Origin of the sequence: Acinetobacter sp. neg1 (assembly GCF_000788125.1) — a bacterium.
Classification (GTDB): domain Bacteria; phylum Pseudomonadota; class Gammaproteobacteria; order Pseudomonadales; family Moraxellaceae; genus Acinetobacter; species Acinetobacter vivianii.
In genome coordinates this window covers 40,996-65,637 of the sequence record NZ_JSZD01000016.1, presented here as the reverse complement: position 1 = coordinate 65,637, position 24,642 = coordinate 40,996, and the positions used below count along the sequence as shown (strand labels likewise).

Genomic DNA, 24,642 nt, shown 5'->3' with positions numbered 1-24,642 from the left:
ACTCCAGTTTATTGAATCGTTATAGGCCTAGTTATAACAGCTCTCTTGCCAAAAATCATTGCTTAAAATGATGATTCTATGACAATTAACGCTGAGGTAGTTGTAAACATAATTCCATCATGGCTTTACGGTAAACATCACGTTTGAAGTTGACCACTTGACCCAATGGGTACCAGTAACTCACCCATTGCCATTCATCGAACTCGGGTGGGTCTGACAGGTTTAACTGAATATGATGAGGCGAGGCCGTTAACTTCAGTAAAAACCATTTTTGCTTTTGTCCAATACATACCGGATCTGAATCTGACCGAATGTACCGATGTGGCAAACGATAACGCAGCCAACCTTTTGTTTGCGCTATAATCTGGACGTGTTCGGGCAATAAACCGACTTCTTCTCTCAGTTCACGAAAAAGTGCCTGTTCAGGGGTTTCACCAAATTGGATCCCTCCTTGTGGAAATTGCCAAGCATTGTGACCAATGCGTTTTGCCCATAAAACCTGTCCGTCATCGTTTGCCAAAATGATCCCGACGTTGGGTCGGAAACCTTCTGAGTCGATCATTTGGCTACCTAAATTTTATCTATATCGTTGACTTTGATCTCGGGGACAGACTATCTTCCATGTCCAACTCGAAAAAGGTCAAAGTAAAATGTTTAAATTGCTATGATCTTAACGAATTTTTAGTGACTTACGGAAATAGATTTACGTTTTTTTTCTTTAATTTGCATTTAAATGAGCATTTATATGAAATTGGCTTTGTTTGATTTAGATCATACCCTGTTAAATACCGATTCTGACCATTCATGGGGCGAGTTTTTGGTCAGTGAAGCTTTGGTTGATCCTGTTCATCATCGTCAAATGAACGACAAATTTTACGAAGACTATAAAGCAGGGCAACTGGATCCGATTGCCTATAATGAATTTGTTTTTGAATTTCTCACCAAGCACGATAATCACTATTTAACTGAATTACATCAGTTGTTTATGCAAAAAATCATTCGTCCACAAATGCGCCCGAAAGGATTTGATGCGATTAAAAAGCATCAGGATCTCGGGCATGCCATTGTGGGGATTACCGCGACCAGTGATTTTATTACCGCGCCGATTTTCCGTGAGTTTGGTATTACAGAAATTATTGCCACCAGTGCTGAAGTTGTTGATGGTAAATACACGGGCAAGGTCACAGGAATTCCATGTTATCAACAAGGTAAGCTGGCACGTCTGGATCAATGGCTGGCTGGACGCACCGTAGATGAATCTTGGGCTTATTCAGATTCGATCAATGACCGTTTCTTGCTGGAATATGCGACCCATGCGATTGCAATCAATCCAGATGACCGTTTAGAAAAACTGGCGCAAGAGCAGGCTTGGGAAATTCAGGACTGGTCAATCTAAAGCCTCTATATCCCTGTCTATTTTGAAGAATGTAAAAAAACCTCCCATAAGTGGAGGTTTTTTTATCGTACCAATGTTTATACAGCAAAGGATGGATTATTTATCCTACCTGCATCATCCGAATCAGCTCCTCAGCCGCTTTAGACTGGATGCGAGCTGGATGCCAGACCATACCAAGTTGGCGTTGCATATCCAGCTGTAGATCCAGCTGTTTTAAATCCTGATTGACCAGTGTTTTGGGTAAAACAGACCAGCCTAAACCAATCGATACCAACATGCGGATGGATTCTAACGGATTGTTACTCATGGTGATTTTGGGTTTGAGATTATTCTTTTCAAATTCCGCCAAAGTAATCTGACTGGTATAGGTTTGTGCTGCTGGTAATAAGCTTGGATAAGCTATCAGGTCTTCGAGCTTAAGCTGAGTTTGCTGTGCCAAGGGATGGAAGGGCGCGGTAACAAATACCAATGGATCATTCCAGATGGTGACATAGTTGAGCCGATCATCCCCGACTGGAGGTAAGGTTAAAAAGGCCAGTTCGAGTTCGCCTGCCAATACCTGTTCATGAGCCTGCTCAGAATCGACAAAATGGACATCTAAAGTGACTTGAGGAAAAAGCTGAACAAAATTTTTAAGCGGCTCAGCTAGGTGATGTAAACCGATATGGTGACTGGTACCAATCTTGAGACGACCTTGTACCTGTGCCTGTTCATGACTTAGGGTATGATGAATCTCACCCAGTTTATTCAGCCAGGTTTGGACTTTGGGCAATAGAGAATGTGCTGCATGGGTCGGTTGAATGCCACGACCTGCGGATTCAAATAGCTTGACGCCAAAGTAGTCTTCCAAGCTATGAATCCGTTTGGTCACTGCAGGCTGGGTAATAAATAATTGTTCTGCTGCAATAGAAATTGAACCAGTTTCCATCACTTTTACAAATGCTTCAAAAGCTGCGAGGTTCATACACGCTTATCCGGGAGAGATTTTAAATTGGTTTTATGTGCAATTTTTTGAATTAGAAATAATTCCAGACTTTTTCATGAAAGAAAAAAGCAAAGGCTTGTACTGTTGGCTCAATCAAACTTAAGGTTGCTGCCATGATCCAATTGCCTGTAATGATATATGCAACGAGCATCGCCACACTAATATGCATGATGTAATAACTCAAGGTTTTTTTCAAAGTCCTACTATTATTCATTACGAATTGTTGAATATTTGACATCGGCTTCACCCTACAGAATCTCTATTTAATTAAATAATAATCATTATCATTTGAAATGTAAAAAAGAAATTTCAATTTATGACGATTGTTTTTATAAATAGAATGAACATTCACTTAAATATGATTAAAAAAAATGACATTAAAGTTAAGATCAGGCAGGATCAGATTGATTTCGCATGCTTTTCATTTGAAAGCACAAAGATGAGCCGAGAAGAAAATTTATCATTCCAAAAAGTTTGTCAATTTATAAAAATGATAAATTAGATTTATGTAAAAGCATTGCTATAATCAATTCAAGATAAAAAATACCCAGTCCGATGGCAAGCACGATGGAGAGCGACGACATGGCAGGCAAAACTTTGTACGACAAATTATGGGACGACCATTTAGTAAAACAACGTGATGATGGTTCTAGCCTTATTTATATTGATCGTCATTTATTGCATGAAGTGACCAGCCCTCAGGCATTTGAAGGCTTACAACTTGCTGGTCGTCAACCATGGCGTTTAAGTGCCAATGTCGCAACCCCTGACCATAACGTACCGACTTCTAAAAAAGAGCGTGAACAGGGTATCGCTGGGATTGAAGATGATACTTCTCGTATTCAGGTTCAGACTTTAGACGATAACTGTAAAACATTTAATATCGTTGAGTTTGGTATTAATGACATTCGCCAAGGCATCGCGCATGTGGTTGGGCCAGAGCAAGGTTTGACTTTACCGGGTATGACGGTGGTGTGTGGTGACTCGCATACCGCAACGCATGGTGCCTTTGGTTGCTTGGCACATGGTATTGGGACTTCAGAAGTTGAACATGTATTGGCAACACAATGCTTGGTACAGAAGAAGTCGAAAAACATGTTGGTGCGTGTCGATGGCGTATTGGGCAAGGGCGTAACCTCTAAAGACGTGGTTTTGGCGATTATCGGCAAAATTGGTACTGCGGGCGGTACAGGCTATGCCATCGAGTTTGGTGGGCAAGTGTTCCGTGATATGTCAATCGAAGGCCGTATGACGGTATGTAATATGGCGATTGAAGCCGGTGCTCGTGTGGGAATGGTGGCTGTTGATGACAAGACCATTGCCTATGTCAAAGATCGTAACTATGCGCCAACAGGTGAACAGTGGGATCAGGCGGTTGAATACTGGAATACTTTGCATTCAGACGAAGATGCCGTATTTGATGCGGTTGTGGTATTGAATGGTGCCGAGATTGAACCGCAAGTGTCTTGGGGCACCTCGCCAGAAATGGTGATTCCGGTGACACAAGCCGTGCCGACTTTAGAGCAAGCTAAAGATGACGTACAACGCAATGACTGGACGCGTGCTTATCAATATATGGGTTTAACAGCTGGACAAGCCTTGGCTGATATTCAGTTAGATCGCGTATTTATTGGTTCATGTACCAATTCACGTATTGAAGATATCCGTGCAGCTGCCGACGTGGTAAAAGGTCGTAAAGTGGCTGCGAGTATCAAGCAGGCCATGATCGTTCCAGGTTCTGGTTTGGTGAAACAGCAGGCGGAACAGGAAGGTTTGGATCAGATTTTCTTGGAAGCGGGCTTTGAATGGCGTGAACCAGGTTGTTCAATGTGCTTAGCGATGAATGCCGATAAATTACAACCCGGTGAGCATTGTGCCTCGACTTCAAATCGTAACTTTGAAGGTCGTCAGGGCAATGGCGGACGTACCCATTTGGTGAGTCCAGCGATGGCGGCTGCGGCAGCAATTGCAGGCCATTTTGTTGATGTTCGTTCATTCTAAGGGAGCAGAATCATGGAAAAATATACTGTAGAGCAAGGTATTGTTGCACCTTTAGATCGTGCCAATGTTGATACCGACTTGATTATTCCAAAACAGTTTTTGAAATCAATTAAACGTACTGGTTTTGGCGACAATTTATTTGATGAGTTGCGCTATTTGGATGAAGGTTATTTGGGACAGGACATTAGCAAGCGTCCAAAAAATCCTGATTTCGTTTTAAATAAGCCGCGTTATCAAGGTTCTAGCATTTTATTGGCACGTACCAATTTTGGTTGTGGCTCAAGCCGTGAGCATGCGCCGTGGGCATTGAGTGAATATGGTTTCCGTACCGTGATTGCACCAAGCTTTGCCGATATTTTCTTTAATAACTGTTTTAAAAATGGCATGTTACCTGTGATCTTGTCTGAACAGATCGTGGATCAGTTATTTAAAGAATGTGCTGAAAATGAAGGTTATCAGTTAACCATTGATTTGGATGCTCAGGAAGTTCGTACGCCAACAGGTGAAGCATTTAAATTTGAAGTTGATCCATTCCGTAAACATTGTTTATTGAATGGCTTGGATGATATCGGCTTAACTTTACAGGTTGCAGACGATATTCGTGCCTATGAAGCGAAAGCAAAACAGGCGCGTCCTTGGGTCTTTCAGGACATTCAGGCTTAATTTGAGTGGACGAAATTACACTTCGTCTTGGACATTTTTAACATAGCCATAGCGCAGACATTGAACTCTTGTTAACATGCTAGCGAATAATTTTTTGCTTACATGTTAACAAGGCATGAGGACTGGGCTTGAATAATGAGAAGAAGACTCGCTCGCAGTATTTTACTGTGTCTATGTGTTGGTACGACTTTAACCGCGTGTCAAAATGCACCGAACGTGGTTGATCAGGTTCGTATTGCACAGAACATGCTGGAAAGTAAGGCGGACAACACGACTTTATATTGTTCAGGCGTTGAGAGTTGTGAGTTTGAACGAATCGGGGATATTGCGGTAATCGATGCAAAGACCCACCGAATCAGCCAGCAGGCAATGGGACGGGGGATTGTTCGATTACATGGTTCGGTATTCAGCCGAAAGCAGCAGGTGTATTTAAGCGTACCTGCCAAGCAATATGAAGTTGTCATTCGTTTCTATCCTATTTCTCCAGATCGTGCAGAAACTTTCCATGTCATTCATGCGTTTAAACCGCATGTGCGCTATACCTTTAAAATGTATCGAGACAGAACACATCGCTCTTCAGGCAGCTTACTCAAGGTTTCTGTACCTGATCCGCTATGTGTAGATTTACAGCAAGAGCAACATACCATTCGCCGCTTCTGCCGTCCTTTTGATGTCAGTACAGGCTTAGGCGAGTTTGTTGAGAAAAAGGTTTAATCGGCTCGCAGTGTCAAAACTGCTTATATGAAAACTGGAAAAGTAGATGTCTAAACATATTTTAATTTTAGCGGGTGATGGCATTGGTCCTGAAATCGTAGCTGCAGCGGAACAGGTTTTAACCAAGGTCAATCATAAATTTAATCTAGGTTTGACATGGGAACATGGTTTACTCGGTGGTTCAGCAATTGATGCGCATGGCGAACCTTATCCAGCTGTGACCAGTGAACAAGCAAAAAAAGCCGACGCCATTCTACTTGGTGCTGTGGGTGGTCCTAAATGGGATAGCATTGAGCGCTCAATTCGTCCAGAACGTGGTTTGTTGAAAATCCGTAGTGAATTAAATTTATTCGCTAATCTTCGTCCAGCAATTTTGTATCCGCAATTGGCTGATGCTTCTAGTTTGAAGCCAGAAATTGTAGCGGGTCTGGATATTCTCATCGTTCGTGAATTAACAGGCGGGATTTATTTTGGTCAGCCGCGTGGTATTCGTGAACTGGAAAATGGCGAGAAACAGGGTTATAACACCGATGTTTACTCAGAAAGCGAAATCAAACGTATTGCTAAGGTTGCTTTTGAACTGGCGGGATTACGCGGTGGAAAAGTATGTTCGGTCGATAAAGCCAACGTACTTGAAGTGACTGAGTTGTGGAAGCAAACGGTGACTGATTTGCAGCAAGCTCAATATTCAAATATTCAGTTATCGCACATGTATGTTGATAATGCAGCGATGCAACTGGTGCGTGCACCAAAGCAATTTGATGTCATCGTAACAGGTAATCTGTTTGGCGATATCCTGTCTGACGAAGCAGCGATGTTGACTGGTTCAATTGGCATGTTGCCTTCGGCTTCTTTAGATGAAAATGGCAAAGGCATGTATGAACCATGTCATGGTTCTGCACCTGATATCGCAGGACAGAATATTGCCAATCCATTGGCGACCGTGCTGTCAGTTGCGATGATGCTACGTTATACCTTCCGTGAAGAAGCGGCTGCCAAAGCGATTGAAGATGCTGTAGGTCAGGTGCTGGATCAAGGTTTACGTACTGCCGACATTATGTCTGAAGGTATGACCAAAGTGGGTACAGATGCGATGGGTGAGGCGGTTGTTTCTGCGCTGAACTAATCTGTATTGAAAGCAAAAACGCAGCAATTGCTGCGTTTTTTGTGGCTGTTTAGCAAGCCTTACCTTCATAACGTATGGCGCGGGCGATTTGCTGCTGATCCAGTTCGAAGATGATATGACAATAGAAATTCACATCATAAGATTGCTGGCTGGTTGAGATCGATCCTAATCGTACTGAGCCACCGGTCGGTGAACTCGGATCTCCATAAGCCTGTGCAATCGGAACTGGAATATTAATCGGACGAAGGACAGTAAAAACTAAACTCTCTTTGCTTCTCTGAGGTTGTTTTAAGGTCTGGAAGCCTAAACTTCGTAAGTTTAGGTTTTGCTGGATCTGATCAGCGGATTGGCCCACATAAGGCTGTAAATAGTCTTGTAGTTGTACAGATCGCCATCCTGCGGTTGCACATCCTTGTAAACCTAAAATGAAAGCAGCCAGATATATTTTATAATTTGCCATTTTATTTTCCTTAATTTTTAGCCCATCTCTCTATTCTAACGATATAGACAAACAAAGACAAAAACGTACAAACTTGTCTACTTTTGGGTAATACTAAAGAGAAGCAAAATATGCTTAGATGAGCCCGAGAGTTAAGAGATGTGGAAAGTTTGATGCACAGGTTAATATTCGGATTGATGGGTAGTGTGATGGCGACACTAAGTTATGCGGATAATTGTGATAAGACACGTAATGGTTATGATGATGTTTACTGTACCAATAAAGTCTATGTGAGTGCGGATACGGATTTAAATAAAAACTATCAACTATTACGCAAATACCTGAATGAAACACAAGAAAAAATTTTAAAGAAATCCCAGTTGGCGTGGATCCGTTATCGTGATGTTGAGTGTAGTGAAGACTTGCAAAGCACGGCGAATATTCAATGTCGTTTGAACATGACCCAAGACCGTAACAACTGGCTACAAGAGCGCTTACGTGAGTGTGAAGCGGGTGCGTGTAAAACTACACGCTTAAGCGAATAAGTTCAGGTTATGTCCTGTTGGAATAAAAAAAGCCACATAAAGATGTGGCTTTTTTGCATTCACTAATCTGACTTAGCGTGCACGATAAGTGATACGACCCTTGGTTAAATCATAAGGTGTCATTTCAACTTTTACACTGTCACCTGTCAAAATACGAATATAGTGTTTACGCATTTTACCAGAAATGTGAGCAATAACTTCGTGACCGTTTTCTAAACGTACACGGAACATCGTATTAGGAAGCGTTTCGGTGACAACGCCTTCGAACTCAATGAGTTCCTCTTTATTGGCCATAGCCTACCTGATGATCAAATTGGGAAGGCGCAAATTATAGTCAATTTATTTAAAATTTACAAGATCAAGTCGCGGTAAGGCTGTCAGATATTAACCGAAAGAAACTGTCGGACAATTTGGGATTTTTTTTAACAAAATAAGCAGAATATTGTTGTCAGTTTGGTCAATCAACGTTAATCTAAAATTGTTGTTCATTGTCATAATAACGTATCTACAGGGAAGGGCACTGCGTGGGTCAGCTAACAGATGCATCAGTTGTATTGCGCTTTGGTTATCAGGCAATTCGTAAAGCAGGATTACCAACCGAAGAGATTTTAACAAAAGCCGGCGTGGCGCTAAATCAGGTTGATACCAATGCGAGAACGCCACTGAGTGCACAAAATGCCTTCTGGATTGCGGCACAGGACGTGAGTAAAGATCCAGATATTGGATTACATCTCGGCGAGCATTTGCCTTTATACCGTGGGCAAGTCATTGAACACTTATTTATCAGTAGTGAAACTTTTGGTGAAGGCTTAAAGCGCGCTTTGGCTTACCAGCGTCTGATTAGTGATGCCTTTGATGCCAAGTTGATTATTGAAGATGGTCGTTGCTATTTGACCAATGGTGAACAGTTCTGGTCGGATAATTTGGTCAATCGCCATTTTTCTGAATGTGCAATGTCTGGCATTTTACGTTTCTTTAAATTTATTACCGAAGGGCAGTTTGAGCCGATCTACATTGATTTTAATTTCAGTGAAGGCGCTGCTGATGATGAATATTTCAGAGTTTATGGTTGCCCAGTCAGCTTAGGACAAAAAGAAACTCGTCTTTATTTTGATGCTGCGGTACTGGACTATCCATTGTGGCAAGCTGAGCCAGAATTACTGCAATTGCACGAGCAACTGGCGATTGAGAAATTACAGGAACTTGCGCGATACGATCTGGTCGGAGAAGTGCGCCGTGCCATTGGTTCAACTCTAGAAAGTGGTGAAACGACACTGGAAACGGTCGCTGCACAATTGAATATCACACCGCGTCGTTTAAGAACGCAGCTGAGTGAAGCCAATACCAGCTTCCAGCAAATTCTTTCAGACTATCGTTGTCGTCTGGCGAAAAAACTCTTGGCGAATACCAGTGAAAGTGTAGAACGTATTGTGTATTTAACCGGTTTTTCTGAGCCAAGTACTTTTTATCGGGCTTTTAAGCGCTGGACCAATGAAACGCCTGTTGAATATCGTAAGCGTAAACAGCGTTAAACTGTCTAAAATGAAAAAAAGCCTGATCAAATCGATTAGGCTTTTTTTTATGTGCTTGTCTCGTCCTAGATAAGGTTGACACTTTCTAAACTTAAATTTGGAGAGTGTAATGAAAACAATAGTTAAAAGAACACAACGAGATTACAGCTTAGCTTTTAAATTATCAGTCGTAGATCAAGTTGAAAAAGGTGAAATGACTTATAAACAGGCTCAGAGCCGATATGGTATTCAAGGGCGTTCAACAGTTTTAGCCTGGTTAAGAAAGCATGGTAGATTAGATTGGCGTCAAGGCAGCCCATTTCATCATGGAGAAAAACAAATGTCCGATCCTCTACCACTCACTCCAGAACAAAGAATTAAAGAGCTTGAGCAGCAATTATATGAAACCAAAAGAAAAGCAGAGTTATTTGAATCTATCATCAACATACTTGAAAGAGATTACGGAGTAAGTACCACAAAAAAGCTACAAGGCAAGCAATCAAAGAAAAGCAAACGGTAGGTTTTAGCATCACTGAATGTTGTTATTATCTTGGCACAACACGGCAAGCTTATTATAAGCAAAGCAAGCAGCCAATATAAGACATAAACATGAACAAGATGTATTACAACGAATTCAACAAGAAAGAATGTTTCAACCTCGTATAGGGACAAGGAAACTTCACTACTTGCTGAATAGGGTAATGGGTATCAAAATTGGTAGAGACCGGTTGTTTGATGTACTCAGAGAACATCGTTTATTAGTGCGGCCTAAACGTGCCTATCATAAGACAACTAATAGCCATCATCGTTTTTACAAGCATCCCAACTTGGTAAAGTTAGGAATTAAGCAAGAGATACCACGAAAACCTGAGCAACTTTGGGTTGCAGATATAACCTATCTACCTATAGAAACAGGAGAAGCTTATCTGAGCCTAATAACCGATGCTTGGTCTAGAAAAATAGTGGGTTATCATGTGGATGACAATTTAGGTGCGGAAGCTGTTAGTCAAGCCTATTTAAAAACATTAAAAACAAGACAAACACCGCAATCTTCACTCATTCATCATTCGGATCGAGGTATCCAGTATTGTTCCAAGAAATATCAGGAATTACATCAAGAACATAATATCCGGTGTTCAATGACAGATGGATATGATTGTTACCAGAATGCTTTAGCAGAAAGGGTTAATGGTATATTGAAGAATGAATATTTACTTCATAAGCCAAGGAATCTTGAAGATGCTAAACGAATGGTTGCAGAGTCCATAGAGATTTACAATAGTCGTAGACCTCATCTATCGTTAAAATACAAAACGCCTAATGAAATGCATCAGGCGTTTGTTTGAAATAAGTGTCAACCTATTTCAGGACGAGACAGCTTAGTGCATTGCATTATTCAGGTAAGTTAAGCCATTGAGGCCCTAAAGGCATCTTTGGTAATTCAAACTCATCTGGATAATAGGCCTGAATAAAATAGAGACCATCGGAAGGGGCGGTAATACCAGCAGCGGTACGGTCTTCTGCTGCAAACATGGTATCGATATGGTCGATGTCATACATGCCTTGACCGATTTCAAGCAGGCAGCCCATGATGTTGCGCACCATGTGATGTAAGAAACCATCTGCCTGAATATCTAAAACTAAATAGCGGCCATGTTCAAACAAGCGGCAATGTTTTACATGACGCACAGGTTGATTCGACTGACACGCCGCAGCACGGAAGGTTTCGAAATTGTGCGTTCCTTCAAACTTGGATGCAGCCGCAATCATTTTCTGGACATCAAGCGTTTGATAGAGATGCGTGACTTGCTTGTATAGCAACGCAGGGCGAGTAGGGGCGTTATACACCACATAACGATAACGACGCGCTACTGCCTTAAAACGGGCATGGAAATTTTCATCCATGCATTTAATCCACTGAATGGAAATATCTTTGGGAAGTTGGCTGTTGGCACCACGGATCCAGCCAAGTTCTGGACGGATCGCTTCGGTATCAAAATGCGCCACCATATTGGTTGCATGCACCCCTGCATCGGTACGGCCTGCGCCATGTAACACGATGGGTTCATTGGCAATGGTACTCAACACTTTTTCTACGGTTTCCTGAACAGTGATCACGCCAGCCTGTTGGGTTTGCCAACCACGGTATTGAGTACCGCAAAATTCAATACCAATTGCATAACGTTGCATGTTCTAACCTCAATATTAGTGTTGATGCCAATGTTCGAACCATTGTTCGTGGGTCGGGTATTTTAAATACATTTGCAGGGCTTTTGCATATAAATCGGCATGGCTATGGCAATCATTGACCAAAACTTTGGCAGATTGAATCCATGAGCTGACTGCATAACGCTGATCCAACTGTCCGAAGGTGACCTGTGTACTAATAATTGGCAGACATCGCTTCTGATAAAAAGCGTCAAATAACGCAAGAATTTCATCATTGACGGCAATATTGCCTGTTCCGAAACCTTGTAAAACCAGAAAGTCAGGTGGAGCAGCCACAAGATTTTTTAACTGCATGATGAGCTGCTCTTTTGCAATCGGCTGTAACATCAGATTGAGCATGTTCAGTTGTGCTGCTTTTTCGATATGCTCATTGTGGATGACAAAAGGATCAGCCGTGGTCTTGCAACTTTGCTCTGCCTTGATCCCGACAAACGCATCCAGTTCAGTTGTATGTGCTTTTAGCGTGGTTTGGGCATGGAAAATTTGTTGATGAAAGGCCAGATAAATACCGCTTGCTAAGCTTAATACCTGCTCTAGAGCTAGATATAAGTTACCGATTGCATCGGTAAACTCGCGTGTGTCATTGCCTTCAATATTCAGTAATGGATATTGGCTGCCCGTAATAATCGCATGGCAAGAATGGCCTAAGAATCGTGCCAGTGTTGCAGCAGCATAACTGAGCGTATCCGTACCGTGAATAATCACAAAATGCTGGAAACCATTCAGTTGTAGTTGCTGGATTTGTTGGACCAGTTTGAGCCAATCGGTTGCAGTACAGGCGCTGCTGTCTTTAATACTGGGTGCAGCGTAGCATTCGACCTGTAAATGTGGTGGGATCACCTTGCCAAGTAGCGGTAAAAAGTCCTGTTCTGGCATTGGCATTAACGGTTCGCCAATACAGCCAAAAGTTCCACCCATATAGATTAAAGCGATTTTTTTCATCATAAAAAAAGCAGTCTTAGAGACTGCTTATATTAGACTGATCAAATTCAGGAAGCTATTTTATTCAGTAAAATTTCTGAACGTTGTTGTTGTTCCTGATCGAATGTTGAAGTGTTTTTTAACAATTCACGGGCAGACTCGTAGGCGCCCAGTTCAACATATTGTTCAGCCAGTTCCAAATTGAGCTGTGCCTCATCCAGTTGTTGCAAATCAGGGAATGATTGCACCAGTGGATCGTGGCTTGCAGAAATTTGAGAGGGTGCTGGAGTTAATTCAACTTTAGGTTCCGCAACAGGCGCTGGTGCTACAGTTTCAAATGAAAACTCAGTCTTTTCAATCGAGGTTTTTTCTTCAACCTGCGCTTGAGACGGTTCAAAATTGAAATCAAGGTTCGGTGCTGTTTCTGTACTTTGCTGTTTGGCTTCAGGTTGATTTGCAACAACCTCTAAATCCGCAAAGTTAAAGTCTAATTCTGGCTTGCTGTCTGCAACTTTGGTTTCTTCAGTCTTCGGTGTTGCTGAATCCAGATTAAAAGAAAACTCAAGTGGTTGCTCTTGTTTTGCTTCTGGTGTTTCAACTGGTGCAGGAGCTGGTTCAACTGTTTCCTTTTGTTCAAATGAAAAGTTGAAATCTAAAGGCTGTACTTCAGGTGCTGGTTCTACTGTTCGAGCTTCTTCCGCAGGAGCCGTATATTCAGATTGTAAATCGTCAAAAGACTGTGCTGCTGGTGTTTGCACTAAAGCATCGAAATCTGCGCTATTGTTTTGAGCGACAGGTTCTGTGGTCGTATGCGTTTGATGAAAACTTGCCGAATTAAAATCAATAGAGTCAGGCTGTTTATTCTGTAGATATTCGCGGTGTTTGATTTCAGCGGCTTGCGCAATATCTTCAAGTTTCAGTGCATGCACATGCTTGATCAGTTGATCAATTGCAAAATCATCTTTCTGTTTAAGATGAATCTCAAGTAAAAAAAGATAAAGCTCATGTTGAGAATTATCTTGTTTTAAAGCCTGATTGATTTGTGCTTCAGCGGCTTGGAAATTGCCACTCTGAATTTGCTTTTCAAGCTGTTGGCGAAGGCTTTCAGAAATTGCAGTGCTAACTTGAGGGGCAAGTTCTTGTTCTTCACGAACTAAAGCTGTGCGTGAAGCTGTTTTGGTCGCAGATTTTTTCGGTGTTTTAGCTGTACCTTTCTTTGGTGCAGCATTGGCTTGATTACTTTCACGTTTTTTTAAAAAGATCGCAACCACCAGCACAATGACCAGTAGTACGATGATTATATTTGACATGATCTTTACCCCTTAAAGATTGAGCCGCTTTTATGCAAATTTATGAGAATCTTCTCGTAACCTAGCGTGTTGACTTTTTAGTTTCCTGCTGCGCTTTTAACTGATCTTGTAGTTCGGCAAGCCGAGCATTTAACAGCTGAATACGTTGTTCCTTTTGATGCAGTGCCAGTTCTAACTGTGTTACGTTTCTTTGTAATGTAACGGTTTTTTCCCGTGCTGTCATAACTTTTAATGACAAGTCTGCACTGGTTTTCTGTTGTAATGTGTCTTTTTTGGCACTTCCCGTACTTGAATCTTGATTACTTTCAGCGACTAAGGACATTTCCGCCTGTTGTAAGCGATATTTGGCTTTAGCTGCGGCAGGGCGTTGGGTTTGAGCCGCGATTTGGTTGATATTCTTATTCTGCTGCGTTGCTGTCGCACTGAAATTAAAATTCAAATGTGAACCTTGTCTGAGTCGATTTGCATTGCCTCCAATAAAGGCATGCTCATTTTGTGCCTTGATTTGATGCATCACCTGAGCGACAGGTTGCTGGGTTTGTCCTGCAATACGTTGTGCAATACTCCAGAGCGATTCATTGCGTTGTACAACATGTTGTTGTGCCGTTTCACTTGATGTTGTTGGCGTACTTTGAACAGGTGCTTTTTTCTTCGCAGGGGCTGAAAGCTCTTTGGCCTGATATTGGGCTTTGGTTATCTCTCCATCTTCAACAGATTTGAAGGCCGTATTTTTTAGCTCATTTGCAGGTGGAGCGGTCTCTGTTGCAGGTGTCGTTGCTTGTGCCGTTTGAATATTTTCCTGTTTAATTGCAGGAGCTTCAGTTGCTTTCTCTGCTTTGCTACTTACATTCGACGCTGTTTGTTGGAGTGGTGCTGCTAAAGAGGGGTCTATTTTTGCAGGCACAGCAACAGATATTGCGGCTGCTTCAGGTACAGAAGATTGCTGTTTCTTTAATACTGGCGGCAAGGCAAAGGGCGCATTTAATAGCGTTTCCTGTTTAGCTGCTGCTTTGGTATTGTTGTCTGCAACATTGAAACGGGTACTTTCAGGCAGGTTTAAGGCAATATCTTTTTCACTGACAATAAATTTAGGTGTGAGTGACTTTTCATTATTACTTTTTGCGCTGAGCGGTGGCTTTGCTGCCTGACGCATAGACTGTCGAATATGCTTTAAATGAGAAGCGCCGCCTTCTTGGATTTTGATAATGATGTTTAGTTCAGCATCCGTCATTGGACGGGAAGAGGTGATCACAATGACACCTTCTCCCTGATTGTTGCGACGTGTAAAAAAGTTCAGGTTTGAAGGGGGCTGATGTACGGCGCCAATCATCAATAAGTCTTCAGGCGTTGCTAGACTCACATCAAATTTCGAGTTGATATCAGCTTGATGGAAACTCATTTCCGCATAAAGTAACTCACCCGGAGCAGACTGAATTTGCAATGGATCAAGTGTAATTGCATAAAGATGTTGCGAAGAAATTATGGTTAAAATGGCAATTTTTAATTTGTTATAAACAGTCATCTCGATCCATGAAAAAGTGATGTTATGGTCAGAAAAAAGTATACATTACCGTGATGTAAATGAATTGTAAATTCTTCATTTTCCATCCACATAAAAAAGCCGATCAAATGTGATCGGCTTTTGATTTTTCGGGATTTTTGCTTAAGCGTTCTTGTATTCAACCAGAATACGAAGCATACGACGCAATGGTTCAGCAGCGCCCCAAAGCAACTGGTCACCAACTGTGAATGCACCTAGATATTCTTTACCCATATTCAGTTTGCGTAAACGGCCCACTGGAACAGTTAAAGTTCCTGTTACTGCAACTGGGGTAAGATCAGTCATTGATGCTTCGCGTGTATTCGGAACCACTTTTGCCCATTGGCTAGAGTTACGAATCATGTCTTCGATCTCGTCCAGCGCCACATCTTTTTTCAATTTCAATGTAATCGCTTGAGAGTGACAACGCATCGCACCGATACGGACACAGTGTCCATCGATTGGAACAATTTGCTGGTTACCGAGGATCTTGTTGGTTTCAACCTGACCTTTCCATTCTTCTTTTGATTGACCACTTTCGAGCTGTTTGTCGATATATGGAATCAATGAACCTGCCAATGGCACGCCGAAGTTTGCTTTCGGGAAACCTTCGCCACGTTGCAAGTCTGCAATTTGACGATCAATATCAAGAATCGCAGATTTAGGATCATCCAGTAAGTCTTTGGTATTGTTATACAGATAGCCCATACCTGTGATCAGTTCACGCATGTTTTGCGCGCCTGCACCCGATGCTGCCTGATAAGTCATTGATGTTGCCCACTCAACCAGATTGTTCTGGAACAATGAACCTAAGCCCATCAACATCAGTGAAACAGTACAGTTACCGCCAACAAATGTTTTAGTGCCATTCATTAAACCATCTTTGATCACGTTCAAGTTTACTGGATCAAGTACGATGATTGCATCATCAGCCATACGCAAGGTAGAAGCTGCATCAATCCAGTAGCCATCCCAACCTTCAGCTTTGAGTTTCGGGAAAACTTCAGATGTGTAATCACCACCTTGACAGGTTAAAATGACATCCATTTGCTTCAGACTCTTAATGTCCGTTGCATCCATAAGTGCTGGGGCAGTCTTACCACCAAATGCAGGCGCTTCACCACCTGCATTACTGGTAGAGAAATAGAATGGCTCGATATGAGCAAAATCATTCTCTTCAACCATACGTTGCATAAGGACAGAACCAACCATCCCACGCCAACCGACCAGACCTACTTTCATGTCATTGTGCCTCGGTATGTAAAAAAATTAAAAGGGGTTTGAGTGTATCAAAAGCGTCCACAACTGCAAGCGTTACCTCGCTAAAACAGCTTGTTTATTGAGTGGAATATCTTGTTTATATTAGATAGAAAATTGATAAAGCTACAGCTTTATTGTAAATCTATGCTATCCCAAAGAGAAAAATGAACATGATGTGGATTCAGATTTGCGCAGCAGTGGTGATATGGCTTTCATTTTGGTCTTTGATCCCTCGAGATGAGTGGTGGTTTCGAGGGGCGGATTTTCCCAGATTACAAATCTTGGCATTAGGGATTTTGACCGCTTGTGTAATGTTATTTGGTGTATCGGATTGGACCTTGAGCACGGAGCTATTTTTTCTTGGTTTAATGGCTGCGATTGCCTATCAGCTCAAAATGGTTTTGCCTTATACGCCGTTATGGAAAAAGCAGGTTCAAAAAGTAAAGAAGGCGCAGTTAAAACCTGAACAGCAAGTTTCATTACTGGTTGCGAATGTACTGACCCCAAACGATAAATATCATCTTTTGCTAGCGCATATTGAAAATCTAAAACCTGATGTGGTACTGACCCTTGAGTCGGATGCTGCATGGCAACAAGCGCTGAGCAAAATCGAAGCAGATTATCCTTTCTGCGTGCCTGTGCCTTTAGACAATCTATATGGAATGCATCTGTATAGTCGTTTGCCGTTAAATGGCACCGAAGTGAAATTTATCTTAAGTGACGAGATTCCTTCGATTCACACTTGTCTGACGTTAGCGTCGGGTGTGCAGGTTAAGTTGTACTGTTTACATCCTAAGCCTCCGAGTCCAACTGAGGCGAAAGACTCAACTTTAAGAGATGCCGAACTCTTGATTGTGGGTGACCAAATTAAAGACCTAGATCAGAGCTGTATCGTGATGGGAGATCTGAATGATGTGGCATGGTCGAGAACAACGCGCTTATTCCAGCGTATCAGTGGCTTGCTTGATCCACGAGTTGGGCGCTATTTCATGAATACTTTCCATGCTGATTATCCTTTACTGCGCTGGTCACTGGATCATCTGTTTCATAGTACGGATTTTGGTTTAGTCAAAATGAAACGCTTGTCGCATATCGGTTCAGATCATTTTCCGATTTATGTGGTGTTACAAACAGATCGTCTATTTGAACAACAGCAGGAATCACTGGAACAGACAGCCGAAGATGAACAGGAAGCTCAAAAGGCGATACAGGAAGGCATAGAGAAGGCTGAGGAAGAGGAGAAAGAGGTCATTGATCCTTTGGCTCAACCTCATAAATAGTGGATTGTATAAGGTTAAATTACGTGATTTATTTAGATTTCAGTGATTTGAGGAATTATGTGATTTTAAACTTTAGCTAATTAATGTACGTTATTTCGTACATAGATTTAAGTTTGTAACGAATAGTCCTACAGCCGCAAAAGATTTATTCTAAATACATCAGCACAAGGACGCAGGAATGGATTTCCGATTAAGGATAAGCAGCGCTGAAATGGAACAGTCATCATGGATATGATGCATGCGATGGACGCAAGATAATAAAAATAACGTGAAAGCACAACCTCATTTGCCCGAGTTTTGCAGGATGCAGGACTCGGGTTTTAATTTTTTCATGATCAGCATTATTCTGGCTTTTCCCCGACAGGTTGTTCAGGAACCGTGATCGGTGGTTCTATAATTTTAGGTTCTTTAGGAATACGTTTCTTATAAATAGGTGCAGTGATCTGGGCTGCGTCACATTTTTCCCATACTGTCCCAATACTAGGCAAATCAGTACGATAAAAAGCTTTATAGTTTACGATTAAGGGAAGTTCCGTCTCGGCAAAGCTGAGATCGAGCTCATAAGTCCGTGTTTCATAAGGGCGCAATACTTGTATTTCATCTTGATCTGTAGCGCATCTTAATGATTGTCCATGAAACATGATAGTTTCACCTACTTGAAACTCAATCGGACGGCATAGCGGTACGAGCTGATAGACATAATTCGGGGTGGTGTTGCTAATTTCAATTTGCAGGGGTGATGTGGCTAAGCTCTGAAGGGAGTTTACAGCTAAAGGTTGTTTGGTTTCAGCATCGATAAAACGCATGCTGCGTTGCACCCCCATACAACTGCTTTGGGTCTCTTGCGGGATTACGACGACATATTCATAAAATTCACCTTTATCTCCCGTAGAGGGATGCGAGCCTCCACCATTTCCCCCACCAGGTAAGGGTTTCTGGGTACCAGAACCACTGCCTCCCAAGCTGACATTGGCCGCAGAAAAATTTTCTCCACAGGCGGTTAAAGCAATCGCTGAAACTAAAATAATGCTCGGGAAAAGTATTGTTTTCATTTTTATTTATCCTTAAATATATAAGGCACTTGTAGTTTTATCTGTGTATCGTACTGGTAGACCCCAAATCGAAATTGATAAGTTGCATCTGTTTTGTTCTGGTCTTGTTCGCAATGATGAATGGCAGCATTTAATAATTGTTTTGCCATATTTTGCCAAAGTTCGATACTAAGTTGTCGAAGTGCCTCAACCGACTGCGGTGTTAATTTCTCGGCATGGACTGCCTGTTCGAGATGAGTAAAAGGTTTTTCGCTGATAAAGTTATCAATTCCAGCTGCCAGATGATCTGTGAGGTTGGCAGAAAATAGGGCTTTACTTTCCTGCATTTGATTATCTGGTGTAAAGCTATTTTGCTGCAAGATAACCTGTTGTCCTTGTTGTTCAACCACGCCTAAACGTTGTAATTCAAATAGAATTGAACGGGGATGTTTTTCTGTCGAGATGTGTTTCACCAAAGCTTCAAAACTGTTCTCTTCACCAGAAACTGGAATCTGATGAGGAAGATCCAGCGCAATCCAGCGTGCAATGACACGTGCAGGAACACTAATGGCAAAGTTGGGAGCCTCGGTCGTATTTTGGGTGGCTTGTTGCCGAAAAGCACTGACATCTTTACGGTGTAATCCTGATAATAAACTCACGGCTGAATCTGTTTTATTTTGTTGAATCCGATCTAATTCTGAGAGTGCCTGTTCATAAAAAATTGGCTTCAATGCGGCAACAAAGTCGGTATAACCTACGCCAGAATGAATCAACCAGCGCGCAATGTGCTGCATCATTGGAAAAATACTTTCCAAGGTTGTTTCTGCTTCTTGAGCAATAACACCTTGCGTATCATTCGCTGTTAATTCGTTTTCGGTTATGACCTGATTTGTTGGTTTTACCATTAAAGTACCTGAAGAGTTAAAGCGTGATTAATTATGGGTTGATCTGATTTTAACAATAGTTGGTTGTTGGAAATGATTCAGCACCACCATTGTCGATATTAAAATGAGTAAATGAAACACTCATGGAAATATCCAGACTTTCGACACAATGCCACCAGCCGAGAGGAATAAATAAAGCATCACCCGGTTCGAGAATACATTCGATTTTGCTGCTCAGTGCAAAGTCTGGAAATGATTTTTCTACATCTATTTGATAAGGATCAGCAATTTTGCTAAAAACTGCGACATCATTATATAAATTTGGCACTTGTAGTGCGGGAATTAAGGTGACCTTTTTACGTCCATAGATTTGAACAAGGATGTTATTGGTCAAGTCATGATGCAGTGGCGTAAAGGCACCTTTCGGTCCAAACCAGATAAAGCTGCGATCATAGACCTGTGCATGATCTGTATAGCCATGAAAATGATCAATATCTTGAAATAATGTGGCTAAACTTGACTGACTGGCTTTGGCATTATTAGCCGTCATATAAAAATTATTAGAGTGAGGAGTTTGTTCAATTAACTCGACAAATTCACGCATCAGCATCTTGGTTTTATGTTGAATCGAGTTGCGTTCAAACATTGGATCTTGTTCACGATTGAACTGCACCTCAACTTCCTGATTCCCGACTGTTTTTTTGAAATATTGAGGTGACCATTTCTGTAAGGCAGGCCAATGGGCGACTGAATCTGTGAGAATGACAGGTAAATTTCGACTGTAATATTGTTGAATAAATTGCTCGAAAGAGGGAAGTGTGATCCGGCTAATATGCTGATATTGGGGATTCAAACGGGCAAAACAATCGAGGGTATTGAGCAACCAGTTTCGTTTCCGCACTAAAAAATGCTGTTCTTGGGCGATTTGAAAATAAGGATGTTGTTTTAGCTGAGCCAATTCCAGTGTGATATCAATTTCACTTAAGCCTTGTTGTTGCAACGTTTGATAAATATAGGCCTGATCTGTTCCATTCAAAACGGCCTGCGCAAGCCATTTTTGCTGTTGTTGATTGAACGTAATGCTGAGCTGCACCTGTTTTTCTAGTGCAGTTTGTTCTTGTTGATGATCGTGTTGTGGTTCTAGCGGTACTTGAGCTGCAAAGTTCTGACCAAGATCAATTAAGCCTTCACGTAGCAAAATATTGACTAAATCAGTGGGGCGACAGCCACGTTCTAAATTTTCTTCTAGCCAGATCTGCCATTCCTTTGGTAAGGCACTGAATTGTCTGGCTAAGTTCTCTTGTGCATCCATACATTCTGACCATGAGTAAAAATATTTTTGACCTTTCGTTATTAATTTACGCAGAAATATATTTGCACTCAAGCATAAAAGTGTTAAATTTTCACACGTAATTTATGTGAAAAAATCACACAGAGGGTAAAATAATGAAAAAAATATGGACACAACTGGCATTAAGCGTGACATGTGCTGTACTGGTCGGGTGTGGCTCGGATAATGATTCTGATTCCAAACCAACACCTACACCGACTCCAACGCCTACACCGACTCCAACGCCTACACCGACCCCAACCCCTACGCCAACTCCAACACCGACCCCAGTCGTGGCTGATCGCTTTGTCGGCTCTTGGCTAGGCGGCTTTTGCCATAAAGGTGCACGAACAAACTTAACCGTGCATAAGACTTCAGATAACAGCGTTCGTTTTACCGAAGAAACACGTCAGTTTGAAAAAGAAGATTGCACAGGAGCCGTGATTAAAACTTACGATGTAGCTTCTGATGATGCGTTGATTACTGAGATTGCAGCGACTGAAACCAGTGGGACGACCACAGCGAATCGGGTGAAATATATTGATCGATATCGTCAGAATGGTATTGCCGCTGCTTATGGGTTTAAAGGTGAGGGTATGTGTGATGTACCAGCAACGGCCTCGATCAAGGATATTCAAGCTTATATGGATGCTATTGATCCATCGAAGACAGTAACTTGTTATACCCGTACCAATGTTGAGGGTTATAGCTTATTCAAACCGACTGTAAAAAATGCAACTGCAAGTTATCGCTTATTAGATAACCAAAGCTCTTTTGAGAATTTTCTGGCGCAAGCCAATGAGCAAGGGCGTCAGGGCTTTGCTTTAGCTAGTAATTCTTTGGATGTAAAAAAAGCCAATAGTGATTTTCCAGAACCTAAAAACTTATATGTGAAAAATAATACTTCGACGGATACATACAGCTATAAAATTGTTGATGTCAAAACCAATGTGCTTGCCAATGTTTATCTGTTCTGGTTGGCTGAGATTAAAAAACAAGGTGAAGCTGGCTTTGCGTATAAGTCATCATTGGGTGAGTCACCAAGCAATACTTATAAATATTTATTTGTTAAAAATGATAAAAAACCAGCAACTTATACTTATGACAACCGCTTCTTAACCGATACCAGTCGCGCTAATATTCTGGCAGCATTTAATGAGCTGGGGGCACAGGGTTGTAAGTTAATTTTTGCAGGCAGTACCTTTACCAATAACGGCACAACCAATGGTACGTTTTATGTACCAACCTGTGTGAACAGTAGTACCCATAATGGAACCTATGCATATCGCTATTTTGAAATGCCAAAAACAGAAGCAGGATTCTATGATGATAATCCTACCAAACTAGACCTGTTACTCAAGCAGCAGGCTGCAGAAGGCTATCACCTGATTGATAAGGACAATGCAATTGTGTTCTTTAATACCAAAGGCTATTTATTTGAACGTGATAGTACGAGCACAGCCAATATTGAATCTAAGGTCTTTAAGGAAGATGCGATTTATAAACTGGATCTACCAAGCGAAGTTCAAAACCGCTTACAAGATCAGGGTAATTTAGGCTGGTTTATTAATGTGAAATTAGGATCGGTCTATAGTAATAATCCAACTTATTATGATTTAAGCTCAGGCGTGATTTTCCCGAACTAATATTTATCTTTTCCTCATTGAAAAAAGAGCCGATTCATTACAATGGATCGGCTCTTTGCGTATCAATAGATTTTTTCGTAGCCTTCGGCTCTGGTTTTAAAACGGCGGTGGAACCACATCCATTGCGTCGGTGCGATACGTAATTGCGCTTCAATAATCTGATTCACTCGGATCGCATCACTCACTTCATCTTCGCTTGGCATATTGTCCACAATCGGTTCAATCAGGACTTTGTATTGTGGATTACGCACATCTCCGTACCGATAGAAATACAGCGGAATCGCGACAGCTTTCGAGATTTTTAATAAACGACGATGTGCCGTGACCGTCGCTGCGGGAACACCAAAGAAAGGGGCCATCACGCCTTGTTTGAGACCGAAATCCTGATCAGGGCTATACCAGATTGCGCCACCGTCTTTTAGGCGACGAATCAAACCACGCATATCATCATGATCAATCTGGTGCTGATAAATGGTTGCACGGCAACGATAAATCAGCATATCCAGCATCGGATTATTCTGCGGTCGATACACCACATCCGGCTCGAAATACTGGGCGCAGATATAACCGCCCGCATCTAGCAAGGTACTATGTGTGCCGAGTAATAAGATGCCTTTGCCTTGAGCTTTGGCCTCATGAATATATTCTAGGCCTTCAATGCTATGACGATCTTTAAACCATTGTGGGCAATACCATGCATTCAGGGTTTCAAACACACCCAGCATCATATCGACAAAAACTTGTTTTGCTTGGGCTTCGACTTCCGCTGGTGACCATTCTGGAAAACACAGTTCCAGATTTCGAAGTGTGGTTTTTCGGCGAGACTTGAGCAGATGCCAGAATAATCCTGCTAAGCCATGTGCCAAGCGCCACTGAATTGCCCATGGGAGAATGGCCAATAACATAAGAAAAAAAATGGCGATCCAAATTTTCCAATATTTGGGTAATAGAAATTCCCATTGAAATTCGCCAGGTATATAAGACTGCTTTTGACTCATAAACTTAGTAGAGTGAATAATGTTGAATTTTGGAGCAGTGTAACATGAAGTGAGCCTGAGAATATGCCAACACGCTTTTGTTCGGCTGTTACTCGGCGGAAATTGAATGAGAAATTTTTTGCTTCTACTTTAGCTGTAATACAATGCAGGTCATACCTGACTCAATCCAGATTGAGTTGAGGATCAATAAAACAAAAAGGGAAGGGATGATGAATATTCAGGAAATATCACAAGGGAAGAAAATCGACGCTCAGGAAATGATCGAGTTTTATGATCAATTGGATGAGGTTGACTGTCCATTTATGTATGGTCGCTGGAAAGGATTTGAGGTGGTAACAGGTCATCCGATGAATGGTCTATTGGAGCGGGCAAACTGGTATGGGAAATTATTTATTGATCAGGAAACGGTATATCCGTTAGTGCTCCTCAATGCGAAGAAAACAGCGTTATTTTTCCTTGATCCGAAATGGTTGCCTCTAAATCTCGATTTTAGCCTTTTGAAAAATAACAGTAAGTATCTGGCTGGTGGTTTGAAACTATTAAAAACCAAAGACAGTAAAGCCCGCTTAAGAATGACTGAGTTTCGGGGGAAAATATCGGCGACGATGATTTACGATGAAAAGCCCATTCATGATGTGTTTCGAAAAATAGATGAAAATACCGTATTGGGCTGGATGGATCTAAAACAGCAAGCCCAGCCCTATTTTTTTATTCTGCAACGCGATCATCAAAGCTCGCTTGGCTTTGAGTAATCCAATTCTCTGCGAGGATTTATCTGTTGCGAATTGGAACTTAGATCAAGTTGTGCGTACACTTTTAAATCTAAAAGATAA

24 protein-coding genes and 1 pseudogene are annotated in these 24,642 nt (G+C 41.7%); 11 read left to right on the top strand and 14 right to left on the bottom strand.

All coding sequences use genetic code 11. From position 1 onward, the window contains the following. Positions 1-85: 85 nt before the first annotated feature. On the bottom strand, positions 86-562 hold the full coding sequence (locus PJ15_RS12475) for an RNA pyrophosphohydrolase (protein WP_004656060.1): 477 nt from the start codon (positions 560-562) through the stop codon (positions 86-88). Between the two features lie 183 nt (positions 563-745). Between PJ15_RS12475 and PJ15_RS12470 the strand changes: the two genes are divergently transcribed. Further along, a complete protein-coding gene (locus PJ15_RS12470; RefSeq protein ID WP_047431280.1) occupies positions 746-1,396 on the top strand; it encodes an HAD family hydrolase in 651 nt (216 codons plus the stop codon). Positions 1,397-1,496: 100 nt separating this feature from the next. Here the strand turns inward: PJ15_RS12470 and PJ15_RS12465 are convergent, their stop codons facing one another. Both PJ15_RS12465 and PJ15_RS12460 read right to left on the bottom strand, forming a co-directional pair. Beyond that, positions 1,497-2,360 (bottom strand): LysR family transcriptional regulator, encoded by an 864-nt coding sequence (locus PJ15_RS12465; protein ID WP_047431277.1) that lies wholly within the window; start codon positions 2,358-2,360, stop codon positions 1,497-1,499. A gap of 52 nt (positions 2,361-2,412) precedes the next feature. Further along, a complete protein-coding gene (locus PJ15_RS12460) occupies positions 2,413-2,619 on the bottom strand; it encodes a DUF2061 domain-containing protein (protein WP_004774234.1) in 207 nt (68 codons plus the stop codon). A 344-nt stretch (positions 2,620-2,963) separates the two neighbouring features. Between PJ15_RS12460 and leuC the strand changes: the two genes are divergently transcribed. From leuC to leuB, 4 genes are all read left to right on the top strand, one after another. Further along, entirely contained in the window at positions 2,964-4,382 is a 1,419-nt protein-coding gene (leuC, locus tag PJ15_RS12450) for a 3-isopropylmalate dehydratase large subunit (RefSeq protein WP_004774237.1), read from the top strand. Between the two features lie 12 nt (positions 4,383-4,394). Continuing rightward, entirely contained in the window at positions 4,395-5,045 is a 651-nt protein-coding gene (gene leuD / locus PJ15_RS12445) for a 3-isopropylmalate dehydratase small subunit (RefSeq protein WP_005255344.1), read from the top strand. Positions 5,046-5,180: 135 nt separating this feature from the next. After that, a complete protein-coding gene (locus PJ15_RS12440) occupies positions 5,181-5,759 on the top strand; it encodes a hypothetical protein (protein ID WP_047431271.1) in 579 nt (192 codons plus the stop codon). A 46-nt stretch (positions 5,760-5,805) separates the two neighbouring features. After that, positions 5,806-6,885 (top strand): 3-isopropylmalate dehydrogenase, encoded by a 1,080-nt coding sequence (gene leuB, locus PJ15_RS12435; protein ID WP_004774241.1) that lies wholly within the window; start codon positions 5,806-5,808, stop codon positions 6,883-6,885. Positions 6,886-6,934: 49 nt separating this feature from the next. On the opposite strand, the gene PJ15_RS12430 is transcribed toward leuB, so the two are convergent. Then, positions 6,935-7,345: a hypothetical protein gene (locus PJ15_RS12430; RefSeq protein ID WP_005255342.1), complete on the bottom strand. Its 411-nt coding sequence runs from the start codon at positions 7,343-7,345 to the stop codon at positions 6,935-6,937. Positions 7,346-7,497: 152 nt separating this feature from the next. Here PJ15_RS12430 and PJ15_RS12425 point away from each other — a divergent pair, with 152 nt between their 5' ends. Further along, the gene (locus PJ15_RS12425; RefSeq protein ID WP_005255340.1) at positions 7,498-7,869 is read left to right on the top strand and encodes a lysozyme inhibitor LprI family protein; all 372 of its coding nucleotides are present in this window, start codon (positions 7,498-7,500) and stop codon (positions 7,867-7,869) included. 72 nt (positions 7,870-7,941) lie between these two features. Here PJ15_RS12425 and infA read toward each other — a convergent pair whose 3' ends face one another. Continuing rightward, a complete protein-coding gene (infA, locus tag PJ15_RS12420; protein ID WP_001284370.1) occupies positions 7,942-8,163 on the bottom strand; it encodes a translation initiation factor IF-1 in 222 nt (73 codons plus the stop codon). A gap of 230 nt (positions 8,164-8,393) precedes the next feature. Here infA and PJ15_RS12415 point away from each other — a divergent pair, with 230 nt between their 5' ends. Together PJ15_RS12415 and PJ15_RS18415 are read left to right on the top strand one after the other, a co-directional pair. Next, positions 8,394-9,401 (top strand): AraC family transcriptional regulator, encoded by a 1,008-nt coding sequence (locus PJ15_RS12415; RefSeq protein WP_004774248.1) that lies wholly within the window; start codon positions 8,394-8,396, stop codon positions 9,399-9,401. A gap of 109 nt (positions 9,402-9,510) precedes the next feature. Further along, positions 9,511-10,726, top strand: a pseudogene (locus PJ15_RS18415) (IS3 family transposase). Between the two features lie 46 nt (positions 10,727-10,772). On the opposite strand, the gene truA reads toward PJ15_RS18415, so the two are convergent. The 5 genes from truA to asd form a co-directional block, all read right to left on the bottom strand. Continuing rightward, on the bottom strand, positions 10,773-11,570 hold the full coding sequence (truA, locus tag PJ15_RS12400; protein WP_004774249.1) for a tRNA pseudouridine(38-40) synthase TruA: 798 nt from the start codon (positions 11,568-11,570) through the stop codon (positions 10,773-10,775). Between the two features lie 15 nt (positions 11,571-11,585). Then, entirely contained in the window at positions 11,586-12,554 is a 969-nt protein-coding gene (locus PJ15_RS12395; protein WP_171248598.1) for an asparaginase domain-containing protein, read from the bottom strand. A gap of 44 nt (positions 12,555-12,598) precedes the next feature. Next, positions 12,599-13,840: a FimV domain-containing protein gene (locus PJ15_RS12390; RefSeq protein ID WP_047431265.1), complete on the bottom strand. Its 1,242-nt coding sequence runs from the start codon at positions 13,838-13,840 to the stop codon at positions 12,599-12,601. 61 nt (positions 13,841-13,901) lie between these two features. Beyond that, entirely contained in the window at positions 13,902-15,362 is a 1,461-nt protein-coding gene (locus PJ15_RS12385) for a FimV family protein (RefSeq protein ID WP_047431262.1), read from the bottom strand. Positions 15,363-15,503: 141 nt separating this feature from the next. Further along, positions 15,504-16,622 carry an aspartate-semialdehyde dehydrogenase gene (gene asd, locus PJ15_RS12380; protein WP_047431259.1) on the bottom strand — a complete coding sequence of 373 codons (1,119 nt, stop codon included), beginning with the start codon at positions 16,620-16,622 and terminating at the stop codon, positions 15,504-15,506. A gap of 188 nt (positions 16,623-16,810) precedes the next feature. Between asd and PJ15_RS12375 the strand changes: the two genes are divergently transcribed. Further along, positions 16,811-17,920, top strand: coding sequence for an endonuclease/exonuclease/phosphatase family protein (locus tag PJ15_RS12375; RefSeq protein ID WP_047431254.1), 1,110 nt, complete (start codon positions 16,811-16,813; stop codon positions 17,918-17,920). 341 nt (positions 17,921-18,261) lie between these two features. Here the strand turns inward: PJ15_RS12375 and PJ15_RS12370 are convergent, their stop codons facing one another. Genes PJ15_RS12370 through PJ15_RS12360 form a run of 3 tightly spaced genes read right to left on the bottom strand, consistent with a single transcriptional unit; the run spans position 18,262 to position 21,147 of the window. Beyond that, a complete protein-coding gene (locus tag PJ15_RS12370) occupies positions 18,262-18,972 on the bottom strand; it encodes a hypothetical protein (RefSeq protein ID WP_047431253.1) in 711 nt (236 codons plus the stop codon). Positions 18,973-18,974: 2 nt separating this feature from the next. After that, complete coding sequence (locus PJ15_RS12365) at positions 18,975-19,856, bottom strand: DUF6502 family protein (protein WP_047431251.1); 882 nt, start codon at positions 19,854-19,856, stop codon at positions 18,975-18,977. 49 nt (positions 19,857-19,905) lie between these two features. After that, positions 19,906-21,147, bottom strand: a complete 1,242-nt coding sequence (locus PJ15_RS12360) for a cupin-like domain-containing protein (protein ID WP_047431245.1) — start codon at positions 21,145-21,147, stop codon at positions 19,906-19,908. Between the two features lie 134 nt (positions 21,148-21,281). Between PJ15_RS12360 and PJ15_RS18650 the strand changes: the two genes are divergently transcribed. Beyond that, the gene (locus tag PJ15_RS18650; RefSeq protein ID WP_047431242.1) at positions 21,282-22,811 is read left to right on the top strand and encodes a PT dipeptide repeat lipoprotein; all 1,530 of its coding nucleotides are present in this window, start codon (positions 21,282-21,284) and stop codon (positions 22,809-22,811) included. A 62-nt stretch (positions 22,812-22,873) separates the two neighbouring features. On the opposite strand, the gene PJ15_RS12350 is transcribed toward PJ15_RS18650, so the two are convergent. Next, positions 22,874-23,809: a lauroyl acyltransferase gene (locus PJ15_RS12350; protein WP_047431239.1), complete on the bottom strand. Its 936-nt coding sequence runs from the start codon at positions 23,807-23,809 to the stop codon at positions 22,874-22,876. 209 nt (positions 23,810-24,018) lie between these two features. On the opposite strand from PJ15_RS12350, the gene PJ15_RS12345 reads away from it, so the two are divergent. Continuing rightward, positions 24,019-24,561 (top strand): DUF4334 domain-containing protein, encoded by a 543-nt coding sequence (locus PJ15_RS12345; RefSeq protein ID WP_047431545.1) that lies wholly within the window; start codon positions 24,019-24,021, stop codon positions 24,559-24,561. Positions 24,562-24,642 lie beyond the last annotated feature (81 nt).

Coding starts and splice junctions, on each gene's coding strand:
- PJ15_RS12475 (WP_004656060.1), bottom strand. CDS start 562: ATGATCGACTCAGAAGGTTTCCGACCCAACGTCGGGATCATTTTGGCA.
- PJ15_RS12465 (WP_047431277.1), bottom strand. CDS start 2,360: ATGAACCTCGCAGCTTTTGAAGCATTTGTAAAAGTGATGGAAACTGGT.
- asd (WP_047431259.1), bottom strand. CDS start 16,622: ATGAAAGTAGGTCTGGTCGGTTGGCGTGGGATGGTTGGTTCTGTCCTT.
- PJ15_RS12350 (WP_047431239.1), bottom strand. CDS start 23,809: ATGAGTCAAAAGCAGTCTTATATACCTGGCGAATTTCAATGGGAATTT.
- PJ15_RS12440 (WP_047431271.1), top strand. CDS start 5,181: ATGAGAAGAAGACTCGCTCGCAGTATTTTACTGTGTCTATGTGTTGGT.
- PJ15_RS12430 (WP_005255342.1), bottom strand. CDS start 7,345: ATGGCAAATTATAAAATATATCTGGCTGCTTTCATTTTAGGTTTACAA.
- PJ15_RS12460 (WP_004774234.1), bottom strand. CDS start 2,619: ATGTCAAATATTCAACAATTCGTAATGAATAATAGTAGGACTTTGAAA.
- PJ15_RS12425 (WP_005255340.1), top strand. CDS start 7,498: ATGCACAGGTTAATATTCGGATTGATGGGTAGTGTGATGGCGACACTA.
- PJ15_RS12385 (WP_047431262.1), bottom strand. CDS start 15,362: ATGACTGTTTATAACAAATTAAAAATTGCCATTTTAACCATAATTTCT.
- PJ15_RS12360 (WP_047431245.1), bottom strand. CDS start 21,147: ATGGATGCACAAGAGAACTTAGCCAGACAATTCAGTGCCTTACCAAAG.
- PJ15_RS12395 (WP_171248598.1), bottom strand. CDS start 12,554: ATGATGAAAAAAATCGCTTTAATCTATATGGGTGGAACTTTTGGCTGT.
- PJ15_RS12365 (WP_047431251.1), bottom strand. CDS start 19,856: ATGGTAAAACCAACAAATCAGGTCATAACCGAAAACGAATTAACAGCG.
- PJ15_RS12375 (WP_047431254.1), top strand. CDS start 16,811: ATGATGTGGATTCAGATTTGCGCAGCAGTGGTGATATGGCTTTCATTT.
- PJ15_RS12390 (WP_047431265.1), bottom strand. CDS start 13,840: ATGTCAAATATAATCATCGTACTACTGGTCATTGTGCTGGTGGTTGCG.
- PJ15_RS12345 (WP_047431545.1), top strand. CDS start 24,019: ATGAATATTCAGGAAATATCACAAGGGAAGAAAATCGACGCTCAGGAA.
- PJ15_RS12470 (WP_047431280.1), top strand. CDS start 746: ATGAAATTGGCTTTGTTTGATTTAGATCATACCCTGTTAAATACCGAT.
- PJ15_RS12370 (WP_047431253.1), bottom strand. CDS start 18,972: ATGAAAACAATACTTTTCCCGAGCATTATTTTAGTTTCAGCGATTGCT.
- PJ15_RS18650 (WP_047431242.1), top strand. CDS start 21,282: ATGAAAAAAATATGGACACAACTGGCATTAAGCGTGACATGTGCTGTA.
- infA (WP_001284370.1), bottom strand. CDS start 8,163: ATGGCCAATAAAGAGGAACTCATTGAGTTCGAAGGCGTTGTCACCGAA.
- leuD (WP_005255344.1), top strand. CDS start 4,395: ATGGAAAAATATACTGTAGAGCAAGGTATTGTTGCACCTTTAGATCGT.
- leuB (WP_004774241.1), top strand. CDS start 5,806: ATGTCTAAACATATTTTAATTTTAGCGGGTGATGGCATTGGTCCTGAA.
- truA (WP_004774249.1), bottom strand. CDS start 11,570: ATGCAACGTTATGCAATTGGTATTGAATTTTGCGGTACTCAATACCGT.
- leuC (WP_004774237.1), top strand. CDS start 2,964: ATGGCAGGCAAAACTTTGTACGACAAATTATGGGACGACCATTTAGTA.